Here is a 17077-nt window from a genome sequence, read left to right as displayed (position 1 = left end):
GGAGGCGGAAAAACAAGAAAGCTCCCTTTCAATTTCTTGAAAGGGAGCTGATAGTCCGTATCACTCGAATCTCTTCGTTTTGAAGAGCCCAAAATACATACTACATAGTTCGCCTGTGAAAGTCAAGATCGATTTAAACATGAATTCCGTTCAGGCGGCAAAATTACTCCTCGTCTTCCTCTTCTTCAAAATCTTCATCATCATCGTCCAGGATCTCGTCTTCAAGATCATCCAGTTCATCATCGTCGGCTTCATCGATTTCTTCGAATTCATCGGCGGCAATGTCCAAGTCGTCTTCGACATCGTCAAGAAGAATATCATCCTCGTCGATTTCTTCGAATTCGTCAAGATCAAGATCTTCTTCAACCACTTTTTTCGCTTTTTTCTTTTTCGCTTTTACAGTCGGTTGTGTTTCTTCATCAAGCTGATCATACGGATACCAGCTGCGCAGGCCCCACGTTTGGTCTGACAGCGCCAAAAAGCGTCCGTCGATATTTAAATCTGTGTAGAACTGGGCGATGCGGTCTTCCAGCTCTTCTTTCCCCATTCCAAGCAAGGAAGCCACTTGATCTGTTAGCTCCTGGAATGTAATCGGTTTTTTGTGTTCCGAAAAAATTTCGTATGCGATTTCAACTAAAGCCATTTCCTTTAGCTGTTCCTCTGAGTATTGTTTCAAACTCATCGCCAGACACTCCCTTTCTATCTTCATGTATGTATCTACTATCTCTGTCATAGAAAATAAGCATGTAATCCCTGTCTTTACGACAAACCATACCTCTCATTATAAACAAAAGAAATCACTTTATGCCACCTTTATTCCCGTTAATTCAATAATTTTTACCTGTTGCATTGGAAATCGGCGGCAAGCGGGATTGAAACATAGAACAGCCGGGAGCGTCCGGCCCCTTGAAAACGAAAAAAACTGCGTCGGCGGCCTGTCCGCCGGCAGCAGTCCAAACCGTGCCAGACGGCTGTTTTCCGCCCTTATTTCATCAGCATTCTCGAAATGACGAGCTTCTGTATTTCCTGCGTTCCTTCATAGATTTGAGTGATTTTTGCATCGCGCATAAAGCGCTCGACCGGATAATCCTTTGTGTAGCCGTATCCGCCGAATATTTGCACGGCCTCCGTCGTCACTTTCATAGCCGTATCCCCTGCATATAGCTTCGACATCGCGGAAGCTTTTCCATAAGGCAGCCCCTCTGATTCCAGCCATGCCGCCTGGTAGGTTAAAAGCCTTGAAGCTTCAATCTCCGTCGCCATATCAGCCAGTTTAAAAGCGATGCCCTGCTGCTCGGCGATCGGCCTGCCGAATTGCTTCCGCTCTTTCGCATACGCCTTCGCCGCCTCAAATGCACCCTGGGCAATCCCGACGGCTTGAGCGGCAATTCCGTTTCTTCCTCCATCAAGCGTCTGCATTGCGATTTTAAAGCCTTCACCTTCCCCGCCAAGGCGGTTTTTTAAAGGCACGCGGCAGTCCTGAAAGATAATTTCGGTTGTCGGCGATGAACGGATGCCCAGCTTCCTTTCTTTTTTCCCGACAGAAAAACCGGGAAAATCCTTTTCAACGATAAAAGCGGTTGTGCCTTTGTGCTTCTGTTCCGGCGCAAGGTTGGCAAACACGATGTAGATGTCTGCAATTCCGCCGTTTGTGATAAAGATCTTCGTTCCATTTAAAATATAATCATCACCATTTCTGACCGCGGTCGTTTTCATGCCGCCGGCATCAGAGCCTGAACCGGGCTCCGTCAATCCGTAGGCGCCTATCTTTTCACCGCGGGCCATCGGCTTTAAGTATTCCTGCTTCTGTTCTTCCGTTCCAAATGCATAAATCGGCCAGCCTGCAAGCGAAGTATGGGCTGACAAGGTGACGCCCGTTGAGGCGCAGACTTTCGAAAGCTCTTCTACTGCGATGACATAGGCGAGGTAGTCACTGCCGATCCCCCCGTATTCCTCAGGCCACGGTATTCCCGTCAACCCCAATTCCGCCATTTTGGAAAATAGCTCCATGTCAAACCGCTCTTCCTCATCCCGCTCCTTTGCAGTCGGCTCCACCTCTTGACGGGCAAAGTCGCGCACCATCTTCTGTATCATTTGGTGCTCTTCACTCAGCTTAAAGATCATTCTTTTCCCCCCTTATAAATGCTTACCGATGACGATCCGCTGGATCTCGCTTGTGCCCTCATAAATTTCACACACTTTCGCATCCCTGAAATATCGTTCAGCGCTGAAATCCTTTGTATATCCAAAATCTCCGAGCAGCCGCACGGCCTCTCCGGCGACATACATTGCCGTTTCCGAAGCGAACAGTTTGGCCATTGAAGCAGCCTTTCCCGTCTGGACGCCTTGTTGTTTCAGCGAAGCGGCCTGATAAACGAGAAGCCTGGCAGCCTCTGTCCTCGCCGCCATGTCGGCCAGCTTAAAAGCAAGCCCTTGTCCGTTCTTATACAGCTCTCCGTCCGGATACCGTATTTTTAGAAATTCGATGGCTTCAGAAAGCGCTCCTTCGGCGATGCCCAGAGCCTGCGCCGCAATTCCGATCCGCCCGGTATCCAGATTGGAAAGGGCCATTTTGAATCCTTTACCTTCCTTCCCCAGCAGCTGCCGGGCGGGGATGACAGCGTTATCAAAATTTAAAGTGACCGTCAGTGAACCGTGAAGCCCCATTTTCTCTTCATTTTTCCCAATAAAAAAGCCCGGCGTGCCCTTCTCCACGATAAAAGCCGAAATGCCCCCCGTTCCCGCTTTCGGATCGGTTGAAGCAAAAACAAGATAAATGTCGGCGGCTCCGCCGTTTGTGATAAAAACTTTCGTACCGTTGAGCACATAGGTATCGCCGCGCTTTTCGGCCCTGGTTTTTAGACTGCCCGCATCGGAACCGGCACTCGGTTCGGTTAAACAAAAGGCTCCCAAGTACTGCCCTGCTGCCAGCTTTTTAACATAATGTTCTTTTTGCCGCTCATTTCCGTATAAAAGAATGGGAATGGTGACAATTGACGTGTGTACAGATAGAACCGCGCCAAGAACGGCGCTTTTCTTTGACAGCTCATGGATGATCATTATATAGGTGATAAAGTCATGACCGGCCCCGCTGTACTTAGCCGGAATCGGAAGCCCCATCCAGCCGCGCTCCGCCATTTTCTTCAAAAGAGAGGTTGGAAAGCGCCCTTTCTCCATTTCAGGTACAAAAGGAGCGACCTCCTGTTTAACAAATTGCCTGACAATCTTCTGCATGCGGGTCTGCTCTTCTGTAAACTGAAAATTCAAGGTCACCCCTCCTTATGTCGGCTGCTTTTCGTACGTATAAAACCCTCTGCCCGTTTTCTTTCCGAGACGTCCTGCGCTGACATATTGTTTAAGGAGCGGACAAGGCCGGTATTTATCATCGCCAAAACCTTCATGCAACGTCTCCATAATATACAGACACGTATCCAGACCAATCAGGTCAGCGAGAGCCAGCGGGCCCATCGGATGGTTCATGCCAAGCTTCATGATTCCGTCTATGCTTTCTTTCTCGGCGACGCCTTCATAAAGCGCAAAAACCGCCTCGTTAATCATCGGCATTAAAATGCGGTTGGAGATAAATCCCGGAAAATCCCGCACCTCGATCGGAACCTTGTTCATCCGCTCCGCCGCAGCCACGACGGTTTCATATGTTTCGCCGCTCGTCTCAAGCCCCCTGATGACCTCGACAAGCTGCATGACCGGAACCGGGTTCATAAAATGCATGCCGATGACATTCTGAGGTTTTTTCGTGACGGAAGCGAGTTCCGTAATCGACAATGACGATGTATTTGATGCCAATAGGGCTGAGTCTTCGGTCACTTCATCAAGCCGTTTGAAAATCTCTTTTTTTACATCCATTTGCTCAACAGCCGCTTCAATGATGAGAAAAGCTTCCCGCGCATCGTCGAGCGAAGCCGAAGGAGAAAGACGCTGGTAGATTTGCTGTACGTCTCCATGCGGAAGCTTGCCTTTTTCCGCCTGTCTGACTAGCTGGCCGGAAATGCGCTTCATTCCCTTTTCAATTTGGTCAGGTGATACGTCGTACATGTAAACATTGTATCCGGCCTGGGCAGAGACCTGGGCGATCCCGGCCCCCATCTGGCCGGCTCCGATGACCATGATCGTGTCTTTTTTCATTTAAATTCCCCCTTTTTTATACCTCGATCATCACGGCGTCTCCCTGACCGCCGCCGCTGCAAATGGCAGCAATACCTGTACCGCCGCCGCGCCGTTTTAATTCGTACATAAGCGTCAAAATGATTCTTGCCCCGCTCGCGCCGATCGGATGACCTAGCGCAATGGCGCCGCCGTTGACATTGACCTTCTCCATGTCAAGGCCCACGATCTTTCCGCTTGCCAAAGCTACCGCGGCGAACGCTTCATTGATTTCAAACAGTTTGATATCAGAAAGCTCAGCTCCGGTTTTGTTAAGCAGTTCTCTGATGACAAGCCCTGGGGTTTTCGGGAAGTCTTTGGCTTCGACTGCAATGGATGTGTGCGCTTTAATGACGGCGGACACCTTCACATTGAGTTCCTTTGCCCTGTCTTCATTCATCACGATAAGCGAGCATGCTCCGTCATTTACCCCCGGCGCGTTTCCCGCAGTAATTGTCCCATCGTGGTCAAAAACCGGAGCAAGCTGTGACAGCCTTTCCAATGACGTATCGCGCCGCGGAGCTTCATCTTGATCAACCGTTAATTCGCCGCCCCGCTTCTGCGGTATACAAACAGGGACGATCTCTTCTCCGAGCGCACCTGAAGCTGCAGCCTGTACGGCCCGCATGTGGCTCCTGAGCGCCCATCGATCCTGTTCTTCTCTTGCAATCTCCAACTCTTTTGCAGCGGCATTTCCGTAGGAGCCCATATGAACACCCGTAAATGAGCATGTCAGCCCGTCTGTGATCATCAAATCTTTAACCGCTCCGTCTCCCATTCTCAGCCCCCATCTCGCTTTTTGAAGCAGATAAGGGGCATTTGACATCGATTCCATACCTCCTGCTGCAATGACCTCCGCATCACCAGCCCGGATGATCTGATCCGCCATTGTGACGCTTCTTAAACCTGAAGCGCACACTTTATTAATCGTTTCCGTTTTGACGTCCCATGGCAGTCCCGCAAAACGCGCAGCCTGTCTCGACGGCAGCTGCCCCTGTCCGCCTTGAAGAACGGAACCCATAATGACTTCATCGACATCCTCAGGATGTACACCGGAACGTTTTAATGCTTCTTTTACGGCGATTCCGCCGAGCTCCGCTGCCGTCTTTGACTGAAGCGCGCCCCCGAGTTTTCCAAAAGGCGTGCGCGCGCCGCCTGCAATAACCGATCTCGCCACCTGACATCCTCTCCCCTTATCATGATTTGTGCATACCGAAGATAAAAGAAGGCGGAGATCCGGCTCACACCTTCTTTATTCAAAACCTGAAATCCGTCTATGAAGCATGTTCTTTTTGTTCTGAGCCGAATACGGCGCGTTCAAGCAGCTCCGCCACATCGTAGGTGCCGACCTGATCCTCCATTTCCTTGGCTTTTGTTCCGTCGCCTAGCATCGTCAAACAATACGGACAGCCCGAACTGATGACAGAAGGTGAAGCGCTGAGCGCCTGCTCCGTTCTGGCAACGTTGATCCTTGTGCCCGTCTCTTCCTCCATCCACATGAGACCGCCCCCCGCTCCGCAGCACATTCCGTTTTCACGGCTGCGTTCCATTTCCACTAAATGGATGCCCGGGATGGAGCGCAGAATATCGCGCGGCGGTTCGTAAACCTCATTGTAGCGGCCCAAATAGCATGAATCATGAAAGGTGACGGTTTCGCGAACCGGAAACTCAGGTTTCAGCCTTCCTTCTTCAATAAGGGCAGCGAGAATTTCTGTATGATGATACACCTCCGCTTTCAGACCAAAATCAGGATATTCATTTTTAAAAATATTGTATGCATGCGGATCGATGGTTACAATTTTTCGAACATCATTTTTTTCAAATTCTTCAATGTTTTTTGCGGCAAGCTCCTGGAATAAAAACTCGTTGCCAAGCCGCCTCGGCGTATCGCCTGAATTTTTTTCTTTATTGCCTAAAATCGCGAACGTGACCCCGGCTTGATTGAGAAGGCGCGCGAAAGCCATGGCGATCTTCTGGCTTCTCCGGTCATACGATCCCATCGACCCGACCCAGAACAGGTATTCAAAGGCCTCGCCTTTTTTCTTCATTTCTTTCACTGTCGGCACCTTAACGTCGTCTCTCATGTCACGCCAGTTTTCGCGTTCTTTTCTGTTTAATCCCCAAGGGTTACCCTGTCTTTCAATGCTCGTCATGGCGCGCTGGGCATCTGCATCCATTTTTCCTTCTGTGAGCACGAGATAGCGGCGGAGATCGATGACCTTGTCGACGTGCTCATTCATGACCGGGCACTGATCTTCACAATTCCGGCACGTTGTGCATGCCCAAATTTCCTCTTCGGTGATGATGTCGCCGATTAAGCTCGGATTGTATAGCTCTGAAGCAGCCGCTTCTCTTGATCCTTCTCCTCCCGCCGCCATGGCCAGCTGGTTGCCTTTCGTATGCTGAAAGAGAGGCGCGGGAACCCAAGGCGTTTTCGATGTTACTGCTGCTCCCTTTTCTGTCAAATGGTCTCTGAGCCGCAAAATCAGATCCATCGGCGAAAGCATCTTGCCTGTTCCGGTAGCCGGGCACATATTGGTACAGCGCCCACATTCAACGCACGCGTAAAGATCGATCAGCTGGGATTGCCTGAATTCCTCGATCCGTCCGACGCCGAACGTTTCTTTTGTTTCATCTTCAAAATCGATTTTTTGAAGCTTTCCCGGGTTTGTCAGCCGGCTGAAAAATACGTTTGCCGGTCCGGCAATTAAGTGGGCGTGCTTTGACTGCGGCACATAGACTAAAAATGTCAGTAAGATAAGAAGATGCGCCCACCATGCCGCATAGAACACTGCCGCTGAGGCGGTTTCTCCCATGAAGCCGAGGGCAAAAGCGATGCCTGATGCCATCGGTTCGTGCCATGATAATGAATGTTCATGCCAGATCATGTTCATACCGTTTCCGAGTAAAACGGTAAACATCAAGCCGCCGATCAGCATGAGCACGATCCCCGACTTCAAATTGCGCTTCAGTCTGACGAGTTTTTCAATATAGCGCCTGTGAAAGGCCCAGACCACCGCAATTAAAATCATCAACGTGACGATTTCCTGAAAAAACGTAAACGCCGGGTAGACGCTGCCAAGCGGAAGTCCTTGATCGGGAACGAGCCCTTTCAAAATAAAATCGATCGCTCCGAACTGAACGAGAATAAAGCCGTAAAAAAACATGACGTGGATAATGCCGCTTTTTTTATCTTTAAGCAGTTTCTTTTGGCCGAACACGTTCTCCCATATCTTTTGAAGGCGCTCCTTCGTCCGCTTATCAAAATCCTCTTTTTGTCCGAGCCTGATGTAACTGATTCTCGTTCGGATCAAGTAGACAAACAGATAAACGGCGTAAGCGGTTACACCTAAAAACGCAATGAAATTCAACCACAATAAGACATTCATCAGCTGCTCCCCCTTTCATTTCCCCAACCTTAAATCCCCTTGAACTACCTTTATCTTAAATAATGAATGAGTGTTCAGTCAATATGTTTTCATAAATGCAGGAAATTAGGGGGACACTATTCTTTACACGAAAAAAGGGAGTGTCTTCATTGGTGCCGCTTATGATTATGGTATGTTTTCTCATCCTGCTTCTTGCGCTCGATTTCCGTTTCGGCCGCAAAGCCTTTGAAAGGAAAGCCTACGAACCCGTTTTTTCAGAGAAGAAAAGCGATATTGAACTGATTCATAACGGAGAAGACTTGTGTGAGCGGCTGCTGGATGACATCCGCCAGGCCGAATCGTCGGTGCATGTCATGTTTTATATTGTGAAGAACGATGATATCAGCCTTGAATTTTTAAAAATGCTGAAGGATAAAGCGAAAGCCGGCGTATGCGTACGCTTGCTGATTGACCGGATCGGCGCGATGAAGGTAAAGAAAAAAACGCTGTCAGAATTGAAACAAAGCGGAGCGCACGTTTTTTTTGTCAACAATCCGGGCTTCCCTTATTTCTTTTATCGACTGAATGCAAGAAATCACCGGAAAATCGCCGTCATAGACGGAAAGATCGGCTATGTGGGCGGATTTAACATTGCGAAAGAATACCTTGGTAAAAAAGCGGAATTCGGCCCGTGGAAGGATTACCATTTGCGAATGACGGGGGAAGGTGTTGCCGACTTGCAGCACATTTTTTTATCAGACTTCAATAGAGAAGCGCCGCTATCACAGCCGGACAGCGGTATGTTCCCGCCGCTCCATCAAGGAGCTGTCACCCATTCGATACATGCGACAAAAGGGTTTTCTCTGGAAGGAAAATACATTTCATTTATTGATCAGGCAAAAGAAAGAATCATGATTTGCACGCCGTACTATATTCCGAGTCCGGCTTTGCAGCAAGCAGTTCTTTCAGCCAGGGAAAGAGGCGTGATCGTCTCGGTTCTCGTGCCGATGAAAGCCGACCATCCGCTTGTCAAAGAGGCCGCCTACACGAACTTTCCCGCACTTTTGGAGGCGGGTTGCTATATTTACCGGTACTACAGAGGCTTTTATCATGCAAAAGCATTGATCGTCGACGACCGGCATGTGATGATCGGAACATCAAATTTTGACAATCGAAGCCTGTTTCTCAATGATGAAGTGAATGTCGTCATCCATGATAAAGACTGGACAAAACAATTCTTTGACGTCGTCAAGGAAAGTATTGAACACGCCGAGCTTCTGACAAAGGAGCGGTATGCGAAGCGGCCGGTGATGCAGCGGCCCATCGAATGGCTGGCGAAATCGATTTCATATTTTTTATGAATCGTACGTTTATCCTGCATAACATGCGGGTAACATTTCACCAAAGTGATGATTACATACGGAGGGATATATGATGAACCAAGCAGAGTCGATTAAGCTCCGCGCACAATCGATGACATTAAAAAACTTGATTGAGCTGTACAGACTTTGCCGCTCAGCCAGACATCAGCTTTATATATGCTCAAGAAAAACAATGTGCAAAATTAAAGATTTAATTGAACTGGAAATGTTCAGAATGGCCAATCGCGAAAATGAGTGCCTGATTGTCATCGAAGGGAAGATGGCGCAGGAGTTAGTAAGAAAAGCACAATCGATTCTTTCTGACGCTCAAGTTCAATAAGGGAAGGCGACGGACCTTCCTTGTGTGAGACGCCTCCTCACCAAATCAAGAAAAAATCCCCCGTTCAAAGGACGGGGGATTCGTTTTACATTTTTTCAGGAGCTGATACGCCGATCAGCTTGAGTGCATTATTTAATGTGATTTGTGTTGCCTTCATCAATGATAAACGCGCTCGGCTTTTTTCTTCATCTGCCGGATCGAGAACTTTCTCAGCATTGTAAAAACTGTGGAGCACAGATGCCAATTCAAAAATATAGTTTGTAATGCGGTGCGGAATCCGCTTCTCTGCGGCATCGGCGACAGCCTCAGGGAACGAGCCGATCACTTTAAGCAGATCATACTCTTTTTCAGAAGCGATTTTCGTCAGGTCAAGGTTCCCTTCAAATGAAATACCTTTTTCTTCGCCTTGTCGCAGCATGCTGCAAATTCTCGCATGAGCGTACTGCGCGTAGTAAACCGGGTTTTCATTCGATGTGGAGACAGCCAGGTCAAGATCAAAGTCCATGTGCGTATCGGCGCTGCGCATCGCAAAGAAGTAACGCACCGCGTCAAGGCCGACCTCATCAATGAGATCGCGCATTGTCACAGCTTTTCCGGTTCTTTTGCTCATCTTCATTTTTTCGCCGTTCTTGTAGAGATGGACGAGCTGGATGATCTCGACCTCAAGCGTTTCTTTGTCATAACCGAGCGCTTCAATGGCCGCTTTCATGCGCGGGATATAGCCGTGATGGTCCGCTCCCCATACGTTGATCAGCTTTTGGAAGCCGCGGTCAAGCTTGTCTTTGTGATAAGCGATGTCAGGCAGAAGATACGTGTAGGACCCGTCTTTTTTGATCAGGACGCGGTCTTTGTCATCGCCGAACGCCGTCGAGCGGAACCATGTCGCCCCGTCTTCTTCATAGATGTGCCCTTTTTCGCGAAGGGCTTCGAGCGCCTGATCGATCTTTCCGTTTTGGTAAAGCGATGTCTCTGAGTACCAGACATCAAATGGGACACGGAAATTCTCGAGGTCTTCACGAAGTTTGCCTAATTCGTACTTTAAGCCGTATTCACGGAAAAACGCGAGGCGTTCGCTCTCTTCTTCATGAACAAAACGGTCGCCGAATTCATCGGCGAGCTTTCGGCCGATTTCCTTAATGTCTTCGCCGTGATATCCGTCTTCAGGCATCGGCTTGTCTTTTCCAAGCGCCTGAAAGTAACGGGCCTCGACGGATAATGCGAGGTTGTTGATTTGATTGCCGGCATCGTTGATGTAATATTCGCGGCTCACTTCATACCCCGCTTTTTCAAGTACATTGCAGAGAGAATCTCCGACAGCGGCTCCGCGGGCATGTCCAAGATGCAGGTTGCCCGTCGGGTTTGCTGAGACGAATTCCACCTGAACGCGTTCTCCGCCTCCGATATTTGTTTCACCGTAGGCCTCTCCTGCTTCAAGCACAGCCGGAATGAGCTTCGTTAAATATTGATTGTTCATGTAGAAATTGATAAAACCCGGTCCTGCGATATCAAGTTTGTCGATCGACGCTTTTCCTTTATCAAAGGATGCGACGATTTCCTCGGCAATATTCCGCGGCGCTTTTTTGGCGATTCTCGCCAGCTGCATCGCCATGTTAGTGGAATAGTCTCCATGCGACTTGTCTTTCGGGACTTCCAATACGACTTCGGGAATCTCGCTTTCTGCGGCGAGGCCGGCTTTCATGACAGCTTCTTTAATTTCCTGCTTCAGCACATCTTTCATTTGTTCGACTATGTTCATGACTCGTGTCCTCCTCTATACGAAATCGACATCATATGTAAATGCTTTTGTTCATCGCTTACAATCATATCGTACTCAACGCTGATCTTTCCGTCTGGCGGCTGCCGGGTGACTGATACGGATTTTGTATCCACGCCAAGCTCGAGCCTGCCGAAAGGCATTTTATAATGAGTGACGGTGCGGCTGCCTGGCCTGAAACGCTGTTTCATTTCAATGGCGCCGGAACGCATCACCAGAACTTCGTTTTCGCTTGCTTTTACAATCGTCTTCACCTTTCCCGCATCATGCTCTTCATGATAAGAAAGATATATTTTATCTTTTTTCATATAATAAAACCCAGTTGTCCGGAACTCGATCGTTTCCGTGTCCGATCCTTCCCGGATAACAGATTTCACATGGATATTAACGGGTGTCTCCTGGTTCATTCCGACACTTCCTTTTTTGATCCGATTTGACTTGATTAGTATAATCATTCGGGAAAAAAAGTTCAACCGCTGCTCCTTTATACCATCTTAACAGAACGGACGGGAAGATAAACCATTTTCTAAGAAAAAAGCCGTCCCGAAAAAGGACAGCCTGTTTATTTCACCCAGCCGAGCAGCATTTCGCGAATCAGCTTGCTTGCCGTATTTGCGGTTTGTTCCGAATGGTCGTAGACCGGAGCGACCTCAACCAGGTCTCCTCCAACAACGTTGACGTCTGAGCGGGCGATTTCGTGAATCGAAGCGAGCAGCTCTTTTGATGTGATGCCTCCGGCGTCAACCGTACCGGTTCCCGGCGCATGAGCGGGATCTAAGACATCGATGTCAATCGTTACATAAACCGGACGCCCTGCGAGTTTCGGCAGGACGGATTTAAGCGGCTCAAGCACTTCAAATTTGGAAATGTGCATACCGTTTTCGTTTGCCCATTCAAACTCCTCTTTCATACCGGAGCGGATGCCGAATGAATAGACATTGCCGGGACCGATCAGTTCCGCTGCTTTGCGGATCGGCGTCGAATGCGAGAGCGGCTCTCCTTCATAGTCGACGCGGAGATCTGTGTGCGCATCCATATGGATGATGGCAAGATCGGGATATTTTTTATACATCGCTTTAATGACCGGCCATGAAACGAGGTGCTCTCCTCCCATTCCGAGCGGGAATTTTCCTTTTTCTAAAATGCTGTCAACATATTCTTCAATCATGTCGAGGCTCTTCTGCGGGTTCCCGAAAGGCAGCGGGATGTCGCCGGCGTCAAAGAAATGAACCTCGTCAAGCTCCCTGTCCAAATAAGGGCTGTATTCTTCAAGCCCGATGGACACCTCGCGGATTCTCGCCGGACCGAAGCGCGATCCGGGACGGTAGCTGACCGTCCAATCCATCGGCATGCCGTAAAGGATGGCGTCCGCCTCTTCCCAATCGGGGCGGCTTGCGATAAACACCTTGCCGGAATATGCTTCATCAAATCTCATCTTCAAAAACCTCCCTGAAAAAAAGCGCAGAATACCATCCTGCGCCAAACTGTTTTATTTGATTAAATCGCTGACGAATTTCGGAAGGACGAATGCCGCTTTATGAATTTCTTTTGTATAGTATTTCGTCTCAATATCGAAGAAGCGACTGTCCTCCACTTCAAGAGGATCGTATTTTTTCGAACCGATCGTAAACGTCCACAATCCGCTTGGATATGTCGGAATGTTGGCCAAATACAGCTTTGTAATCGGAAAGATCTCTTTTACATCGCGCTGAACGTTAGTGATCAGTTCAGGTGTAAACCAAGGGTTGTCCGTCTGAGCAACAAAAATGCCGTCTTCCTTTAGCGCATTTGCTATGCCGGCGTAAAAGCCTTTTGTAAACAAGTTGACAGCCGGCCCTACAGGCTCGGTTGAATCGACCATGATGACATCGTACTCATTTTCAGATTCTGCAATGTGCATAAAGCCGTCATCGACCTTTACTTCGACGCGCGGATCGTCAAGTTTGCCTGCAATGGAAGGCAAAAATTTCTTAGAGTATTCGATCACCTTGCCGTCGATATCGACAAGCGTCGCTTTTTTGACGCTCTGATGCTTCAAAATTTCACGGATGACGCCGCCGTCTCCGCCGCCGACCACAAGTACATGCTCAGGGTTCGGATGCGTAAACAGGGGCACATGCGCCACCATTTCGTGGTAGACAAATTCATCTTTTTCAGATGTCATGACCATGCCGTCAAGAAACAGCATGTTGCCGAATTCTTCCGTCTCGGCCATTTCGAGCTTTTGAAAGTCCGTCTGCTCTGTATGTAAAGTCTTGTTGATTTTCATCGTAATGCCGAAGTTTTTCGTTTGCTTCTCTGTGTACCAAAGTCCGCTCAAAGCGTCATCTTCCTTTCGTGATAAGCTGTATTTCCATCTATTTTTCTCGCCTGCGGCGACGATTATTCTGCACTGAAGCATCGGCTTTTGCCTAAGGAAAAAGTATAGAGGAATTGCAGGTGATTGTAAAGACGGATCAATTCATTTTCAGGAGTCATTCCATTCCCGACGGCCGTTTTGGGCTGAGCTTGCCACAGATGTACATAAGCTAATTCTGCAGCGGCGACTGCCAAAACTGAGGATTCCTCCGGTTGCTCTGTTAATCGCCTCCTAGAGGGTCTGCCGTTTTTTCCTTCCCGCTTGTTTAAACCCTCCTCTTTTTCCTCATAATGATAAGAACATTTATTTATCCGGGAGGAGATTTGAACATGGACATGATGACGGACAAGCGGGTCCGTTTAACTATCAAGACGATACGCGCATTTTTGTTCATGGGAGCATTGATGCTGATCTTCCTTTCAATCGTTGTCATGACGGTGGTCCTGGCAGCCAAATGGCAAGGCGCTCCTTCGATTCAGGTGCCGAGGTCTACCGTGCTGTATGACGGAAGCGGAAAGCAGATAGGGGAGACGCATTACGGGCAAAAGCGGTACTGGGTTTCGCTGAAAAGCATCAATCCCGCCGTCATCGATGCCACGCTTGCCGTTGAAGACCGGAACTTCTTCCGGCACCACGGCTTCGACTATATGAGGATGGGCGGCGCCCTCATCGCCGATCTAAAGGCGATGTCCAAAGTTCAGGGAGCCAGCACCATTACACAGCAATATGCGAGAAACCTCTACCTCGGCCACGATAAAACATGGAAAAGAAAGTGGAATGAAGCTTTTTATACGATACGGCTCGAACAAAACTACACAAAGAAAGATATTTTGGAAGGCTATTTAAATACGATTTATTACGGGCATGGAGCCTACGGAATCGAAGCTGCTTCCCGGATGTATTTTGGCAAACGGGCCAAGGATATCAATGCGGCGGAAGCTGCGATGCTTGCCGGCATTCCAAAGGGTCCTTCCGTTTATTCGCCTTTTGTTAATGAAAAAAAGGCGAAAGAACGCCAGGAAATGATCCTGACAATGATGGAGAAAGAAAACAAGCTCACGAAAAAGCAGGCGGCAGAACTGAAAAAACTGCCGCTCCGCTTTGAAAAACAGGATAAGCAAACAACCGCTAAAACCGCTCCGTACTTTTATGACGAAGCGGTTAAAGAAATCGCGCGCTTGCTGCATTTGACACCGGAGCAAGCAGAAACCGGCGGCTACAACGTATTCACCACGCTCAACCCGCGTCTCCAAAAAATTGCCGAGGACACGATCGAACGCACGATTGATTCGTCATCTGACATTCAGGCAGGGTTTGCAGCGATCAATCCGTCCGACGGCAGCGTTCTCGCGCTTGTCGGAGGACGCGATTACGAAAAAAGCCCGTTTAACCGCGTAACCCAGGCTATGCGGCAGCCCGGCTCCACTATGAAGCCTTTCCTTTATTATTCGGCTGTTCAAAACGGTTTTACGCCGGCCACCCGGATGAGGAGCGCGGAAACGACATTTGAGCTCGGGCAAGGCAGCGCTTATTCGCCGAGCAACTATCACGGCTATTACGCAGACGGCCCGATCACTCTTCTTCAGGCCCTGGCTTTGTCCGATAACATTTACGCCGTGAAAACGCACCTTTTCCTCGGCATGGACAAACTGATTGATGCTGCAAAACAATTCGGCATCACGAGCCCGCTGCAAAAAGTGCCGTCGCTTGCGCTCGGAACATCCCCCGTGAAGCCGATTGAAATGGTAAACGGATACGCCATGTTTGCCAATGGCGGAAAAAAAATCGAACCTTCCTTTATTACGAAAATTACCGATTCGAACGGGGAGGTTCTTTACGAAAAACCGAAGCGAAGCAAACAAATCCTTGACCCAAGAGCGGCTTTTATCACGGCCAACATGATGAGCGGAATGTTCGACAAATCACTCAACGGCTATACATCTGTTACCGGGCGGACGATCGCAGATCAGCTGACGCGCCCATACGCCGGAAAATCGGGAACGACCAGCACCGACAGCTGGATGATCGGCTTTTATCCCGGCCTTGCTTCAGGCGTGTGGACGGGATATGACAAAGAGCGGACAATCGATGCCGTCGCAGAGAAAAACTATGCCAAACAAATTTGGGCCAAATTTATGGAAAAAGCGCTTGAAAACGCGCCCGCCGCAGCTTTAAAGCCGCCTGAAGGCGTGAAAGGGATGTATATTGACCCTGCTACAGGCTATGCGGCGGCGCCCAGCTGTCCGTCCAAATATTTCGCTTATTTTATCGAAGGTACTGAACCCGAGCAGGTTTGCTACGGAAAAGAAATCTATAAGGATCAAAAAGCCGGGCGCGAAAAACCCGCCGCTCCCCACAAGCGGAAAAAGTGGTGGGAAAAATGGTTTAAAAAAGAAGAATAAACTTTTTTGGGCGGGATAGACGAACCCCCCGGACTTCACGGCGGTCCGGGGGGTTTTTTCCTATTGCTGAAGCAATCCCTTTTTCAGCTCGTCTGATGAACGGTCCCAAAGCCCTTGATCATGATTTTTCAGAAAATCGGCCAGAACGCGCTTGGAACTTTCATCCATGTGCTCGACGATAATCTTCCGCTTCATCGACTTATCCATTAAATTCACGTGCTCCGGAAGCGATTTGTAGCCGCGGCGGATGCTTCTGTCCACCGTCATTTCGCAAGCCGTCACCCCCGCATAATAAGGGCCTTCTTCCCTGCGGTCGATCGTAACCCACACAAGCCAGTAAGGTTTTCCGTTCGGCACCTCTTCCTTGTTCGGCAAAAATTTGATTCCTTTTTCAACCGTGCTGCGGGCGTGCATGGCGCCGATATCAACAAACGCTTCTTTCTCTTCGACATCGACAAAGACAGGCGAGATGTTGTCAAGGCTTAAAGCCCCTGCACCAAATCCCCCGTGTCCGTCCGTCGGATCGCTTTTAATAATATTGAATCCGATTGTTTTTTTCTTTTTTCCTTGTTCCATCAAAAATACCTCCTACATCAGCGGCCGGAAAACGCTGTTAAATATCGAGATGATATATTCCCGCCCTTCATTCAAAAACGGCCAGAATACATATTGGCCAAGCGGCGTAATGACGATGATCAGAAACACGATCGAGCCGTACGCTTCATATTTCGACAGCTTCGCCCGCACATCGGGGGCGACCACATCCTGTATAACCCGAAAACCGTCAAGGGGCGGGAACGGCATTAAATTAAACAGAAATAAAAGCAGGTTGAGATTCACCCAAATCGTAAAAAATTGAAGCAAGCCGCTGTAAAAACCGGAAGGCAGCGTCCCGGACAGCTTCACGGACAAAAGCAGCAATATAAAACCGATGAAAGCAAGGATCAGGTTGCTGATCGGTCCTGCGATTGACACGAGAAATCCGGCCAGCCTCGGATTTTTAAAATAAAAGCGGTTAACGGGCACCGGCTTTGCCCATCCGAATCCCAAAATAAAGATCAAAATCGTTCCAAACGGATCAAGATGCTTGAGCGGGTTGAGCGTCAGCCTGCCCTGCCGTTTGGCCGTCTCATCACCGAATTTGTATGCCACATATGCATGGGCGACCTCATGCACAGTGAATGCGGCAGCAAGTGTCAAAACAACATACGGAATCATTTCCAGCGGATAAATAAGAAAACGGTCTAAAATGTGGCTTTCCCTCTTTCTCATATACAAAGATTTACTATCTCCAGTATACTATAAGAGCAGC

General features: G+C 48.8%; 15 protein-coding genes. 3 read left to right on the top strand and 12 right to left on the bottom strand.

Annotation, left to right across the window (positions count from 1 at the left end; genetic code table 11):
• Positions 1–163 precede the first annotated feature (163 nt).
• The 6 genes from rpoE to LQ247_RS01995 all read right to left on the bottom strand — a co-directional run bounded on the left by rpoE (position 164) and on the right by LQ247_RS01995 (position 7550).
• Positions 164–682, bottom strand: coding sequence for a DNA-directed RNA polymerase subunit delta (gene rpoE, locus LQ247_RS02020; RefSeq protein ID WP_023857062.1), 519 nt, complete (start codon positions 680–682; stop codon positions 164–166).
• Positions 683–984: 302 nt separating this feature from the next.
• Complete coding sequence (locus tag LQ247_RS02015) at positions 985–2124, bottom strand: acyl-CoA dehydrogenase (protein ID WP_035337908.1); 1140 nt, start codon at positions 2122–2124, stop codon at positions 985–987.
• Positions 2125–2136: 12 nt separating this feature from the next.
• Positions 2137–3267, bottom strand: coding sequence for an acyl-CoA dehydrogenase family protein (locus tag LQ247_RS02010; RefSeq protein WP_231005513.1), 1131 nt, complete (start codon positions 3265–3267; stop codon positions 2137–2139).
• 12 nt (positions 3268–3279) lie between these two features.
• Positions 3280–4143: a 3-hydroxybutyryl-CoA dehydrogenase gene (locus tag LQ247_RS02005; protein WP_023857058.1), complete on the bottom strand. Its 864-nt coding sequence runs from the start codon at positions 4141–4143 to the stop codon at positions 3280–3282.
• Positions 4144–4159: 16 nt separating this feature from the next.
• On the bottom strand, positions 4160–5338 hold the full coding sequence (locus LQ247_RS02000; protein ID WP_144497873.1) for an acetyl-CoA C-acetyltransferase: 1179 nt from the start codon (positions 5336–5338) through the stop codon (positions 4160–4162).
• A gap of 97 nt (positions 5339–5435) precedes the next feature.
• Positions 5436–7550 (bottom strand): (Fe-S)-binding protein, encoded by a 2115-nt coding sequence (locus LQ247_RS01995; protein WP_023857056.1) that lies wholly within the window; start codon positions 7548–7550, stop codon positions 5436–5438.
• 149 nt (positions 7551–7699) lie between these two features.
• Between LQ247_RS01995 and cls the strand changes: the two genes are divergently transcribed.
• Positions 7700–8890, top strand: coding sequence for a cardiolipin synthase (gene cls / locus LQ247_RS01990; RefSeq protein ID WP_105979528.1), 1191 nt, complete (start codon positions 7700–7702; stop codon positions 8888–8890).
• Positions 8891–8963: 73 nt separating this feature from the next.
• On the top strand, positions 8964–9230 hold the full coding sequence (locus LQ247_RS01985) for a hypothetical protein (protein ID WP_023857054.1): 267 nt from the start codon (positions 8964–8966) through the stop codon (positions 9228–9230).
• An 85-nt stretch (positions 9231–9315) separates the two neighbouring features.
• On the opposite strand, the gene argS is transcribed toward LQ247_RS01985, so the two are convergent.
• The 4 genes from argS to speE all read right to left on the bottom strand — a co-directional run bounded on the left by argS (position 9316) and on the right by speE (position 13324).
• Entirely contained in the window at positions 9316–10986 is a 1671-nt protein-coding gene (gene argS, locus LQ247_RS01980) for an arginine--tRNA ligase (protein ID WP_023857053.1), read from the bottom strand.
• Complete coding sequence (locus LQ247_RS01975) at positions 10983–11411, bottom strand: DUF1934 domain-containing protein (protein WP_023857052.1); 429 nt, start codon at positions 11409–11411, stop codon at positions 10983–10985. The genes argS and LQ247_RS01975 overlap by 4 nt, the downstream gene beginning before the upstream one ends.
• 155 nt (positions 11412–11566) lie before the next feature.
• Entirely contained in the window at positions 11567–12439 is an 873-nt protein-coding gene (gene speB, locus LQ247_RS01970) for an agmatinase (protein ID WP_023857051.1), read from the bottom strand.
• Positions 12440–12493: 54 nt separating this feature from the next.
• Positions 12494–13324, bottom strand: a complete 831-nt coding sequence (speE, locus tag LQ247_RS01965) for a spermidine synthase (RefSeq protein WP_035337912.1) — start codon at positions 13322–13324, stop codon at positions 12494–12496.
• Positions 13325–13692: 368 nt separating this feature from the next.
• On the opposite strand from speE, the gene LQ247_RS01960 reads away from it, so the two are divergent.
• Positions 13693–15765 (top strand): transglycosylase domain-containing protein, encoded by a 2073-nt coding sequence (locus LQ247_RS01960; RefSeq protein WP_231005512.1) that lies wholly within the window; start codon positions 13693–13695, stop codon positions 15763–15765.
• 60 nt (positions 15766–15825) lie between these two features.
• Here the strand turns inward: LQ247_RS01960 and LQ247_RS01955 are convergent, their stop codons facing one another.
• Both LQ247_RS01955 and LQ247_RS01950 read right to left on the bottom strand, forming a co-directional pair.
• Complete coding sequence (locus tag LQ247_RS01955) at positions 15826–16341, bottom strand: YwhD family protein (protein ID WP_020453305.1); 516 nt, start codon at positions 16339–16341, stop codon at positions 15826–15828.
• A gap of 12 nt (positions 16342–16353) precedes the next feature.
• Positions 16354–17037: a site-2 protease family protein gene (locus LQ247_RS01950; RefSeq protein ID WP_035400430.1), complete on the bottom strand. Its 684-nt coding sequence runs from the start codon at positions 17035–17037 to the stop codon at positions 16354–16356.
• Between the last annotated feature and the right edge of the window lie 40 nt (positions 17038–17077).

This window comes from Bacillus sp. BS3(2021), from assembly GCF_021043345.1.
GTDB lineage: Bacteria > Bacillota > Bacilli > Bacillales > Bacillaceae > Bacillus > Bacillus paralicheniformis.
Note: the sequence above shows the minus strand (reverse complement) of the source record. Positions and strands in the feature narration are given on the sequence as shown.

Bases quoted from the DNA above. Each gene is read 5' to 3' on its own strand.
- rpoE (WP_023857062.1), bottom strand. From the start codon at position 682: ATGAGTTTGAAACAATACTCAGAGGAACAGCTAAAGGAAATGGCTTTA.
- LQ247_RS02015 (WP_035337908.1), bottom strand. From the start codon at position 2,124: ATGATCTTTAAGCTGAGTGAAGAGCACCAAATGATACAGAAGATGGTG.
- LQ247_RS02005 (WP_023857058.1), bottom strand. From the start codon at position 4,143: ATGAAAAAAGACACGATCATGGTCATCGGAGCCGGCCAGATGGGGGCC.
- LQ247_RS01995 (WP_023857056.1), bottom strand. From the start codon at position 7,550: ATGAATGTCTTATTGTGGTTGAATTTCATTGCGTTTTTAGGTGTAACC.
- LQ247_RS01985 (WP_023857054.1), top strand. From the start codon at position 8,964: ATGAACCAAGCAGAGTCGATTAAGCTCCGCGCACAATCGATGACATTA.
- argS (WP_023857053.1), bottom strand. From the start codon at position 10,986: ATGAACATAGTCGAACAAATGAAAGATGTGCTGAAGCAGGAAATTAAA.
- LQ247_RS01975 (WP_023857052.1), bottom strand. From the start codon at position 11,411: ATGAACCAGGAGACACCCGTTAATATCCATGTGAAATCTGTTATCCGG.
- speB (WP_023857051.1), bottom strand. From the start codon at position 12,439: ATGAGATTTGATGAAGCATATTCCGGCAAGGTGTTTATCGCAAGCCGC.
- LQ247_RS01960 (WP_231005512.1), top strand. From the start codon at position 13,693: ATGGACATGATGACGGACAAGCGGGTCCGTTTAACTATCAAGACGATA.
- LQ247_RS01955 (WP_020453305.1), bottom strand. From the start codon at position 16,341: ATGGAACAAGGAAAAAAGAAAAAAACAATCGGATTCAATATTATTAAA.
- LQ247_RS01950 (WP_035400430.1), bottom strand. From the start codon at position 17,037: ATGAGAAAGAGGGAAAGCCACATTTTAGACCGTTTTCTTATTTATCCG.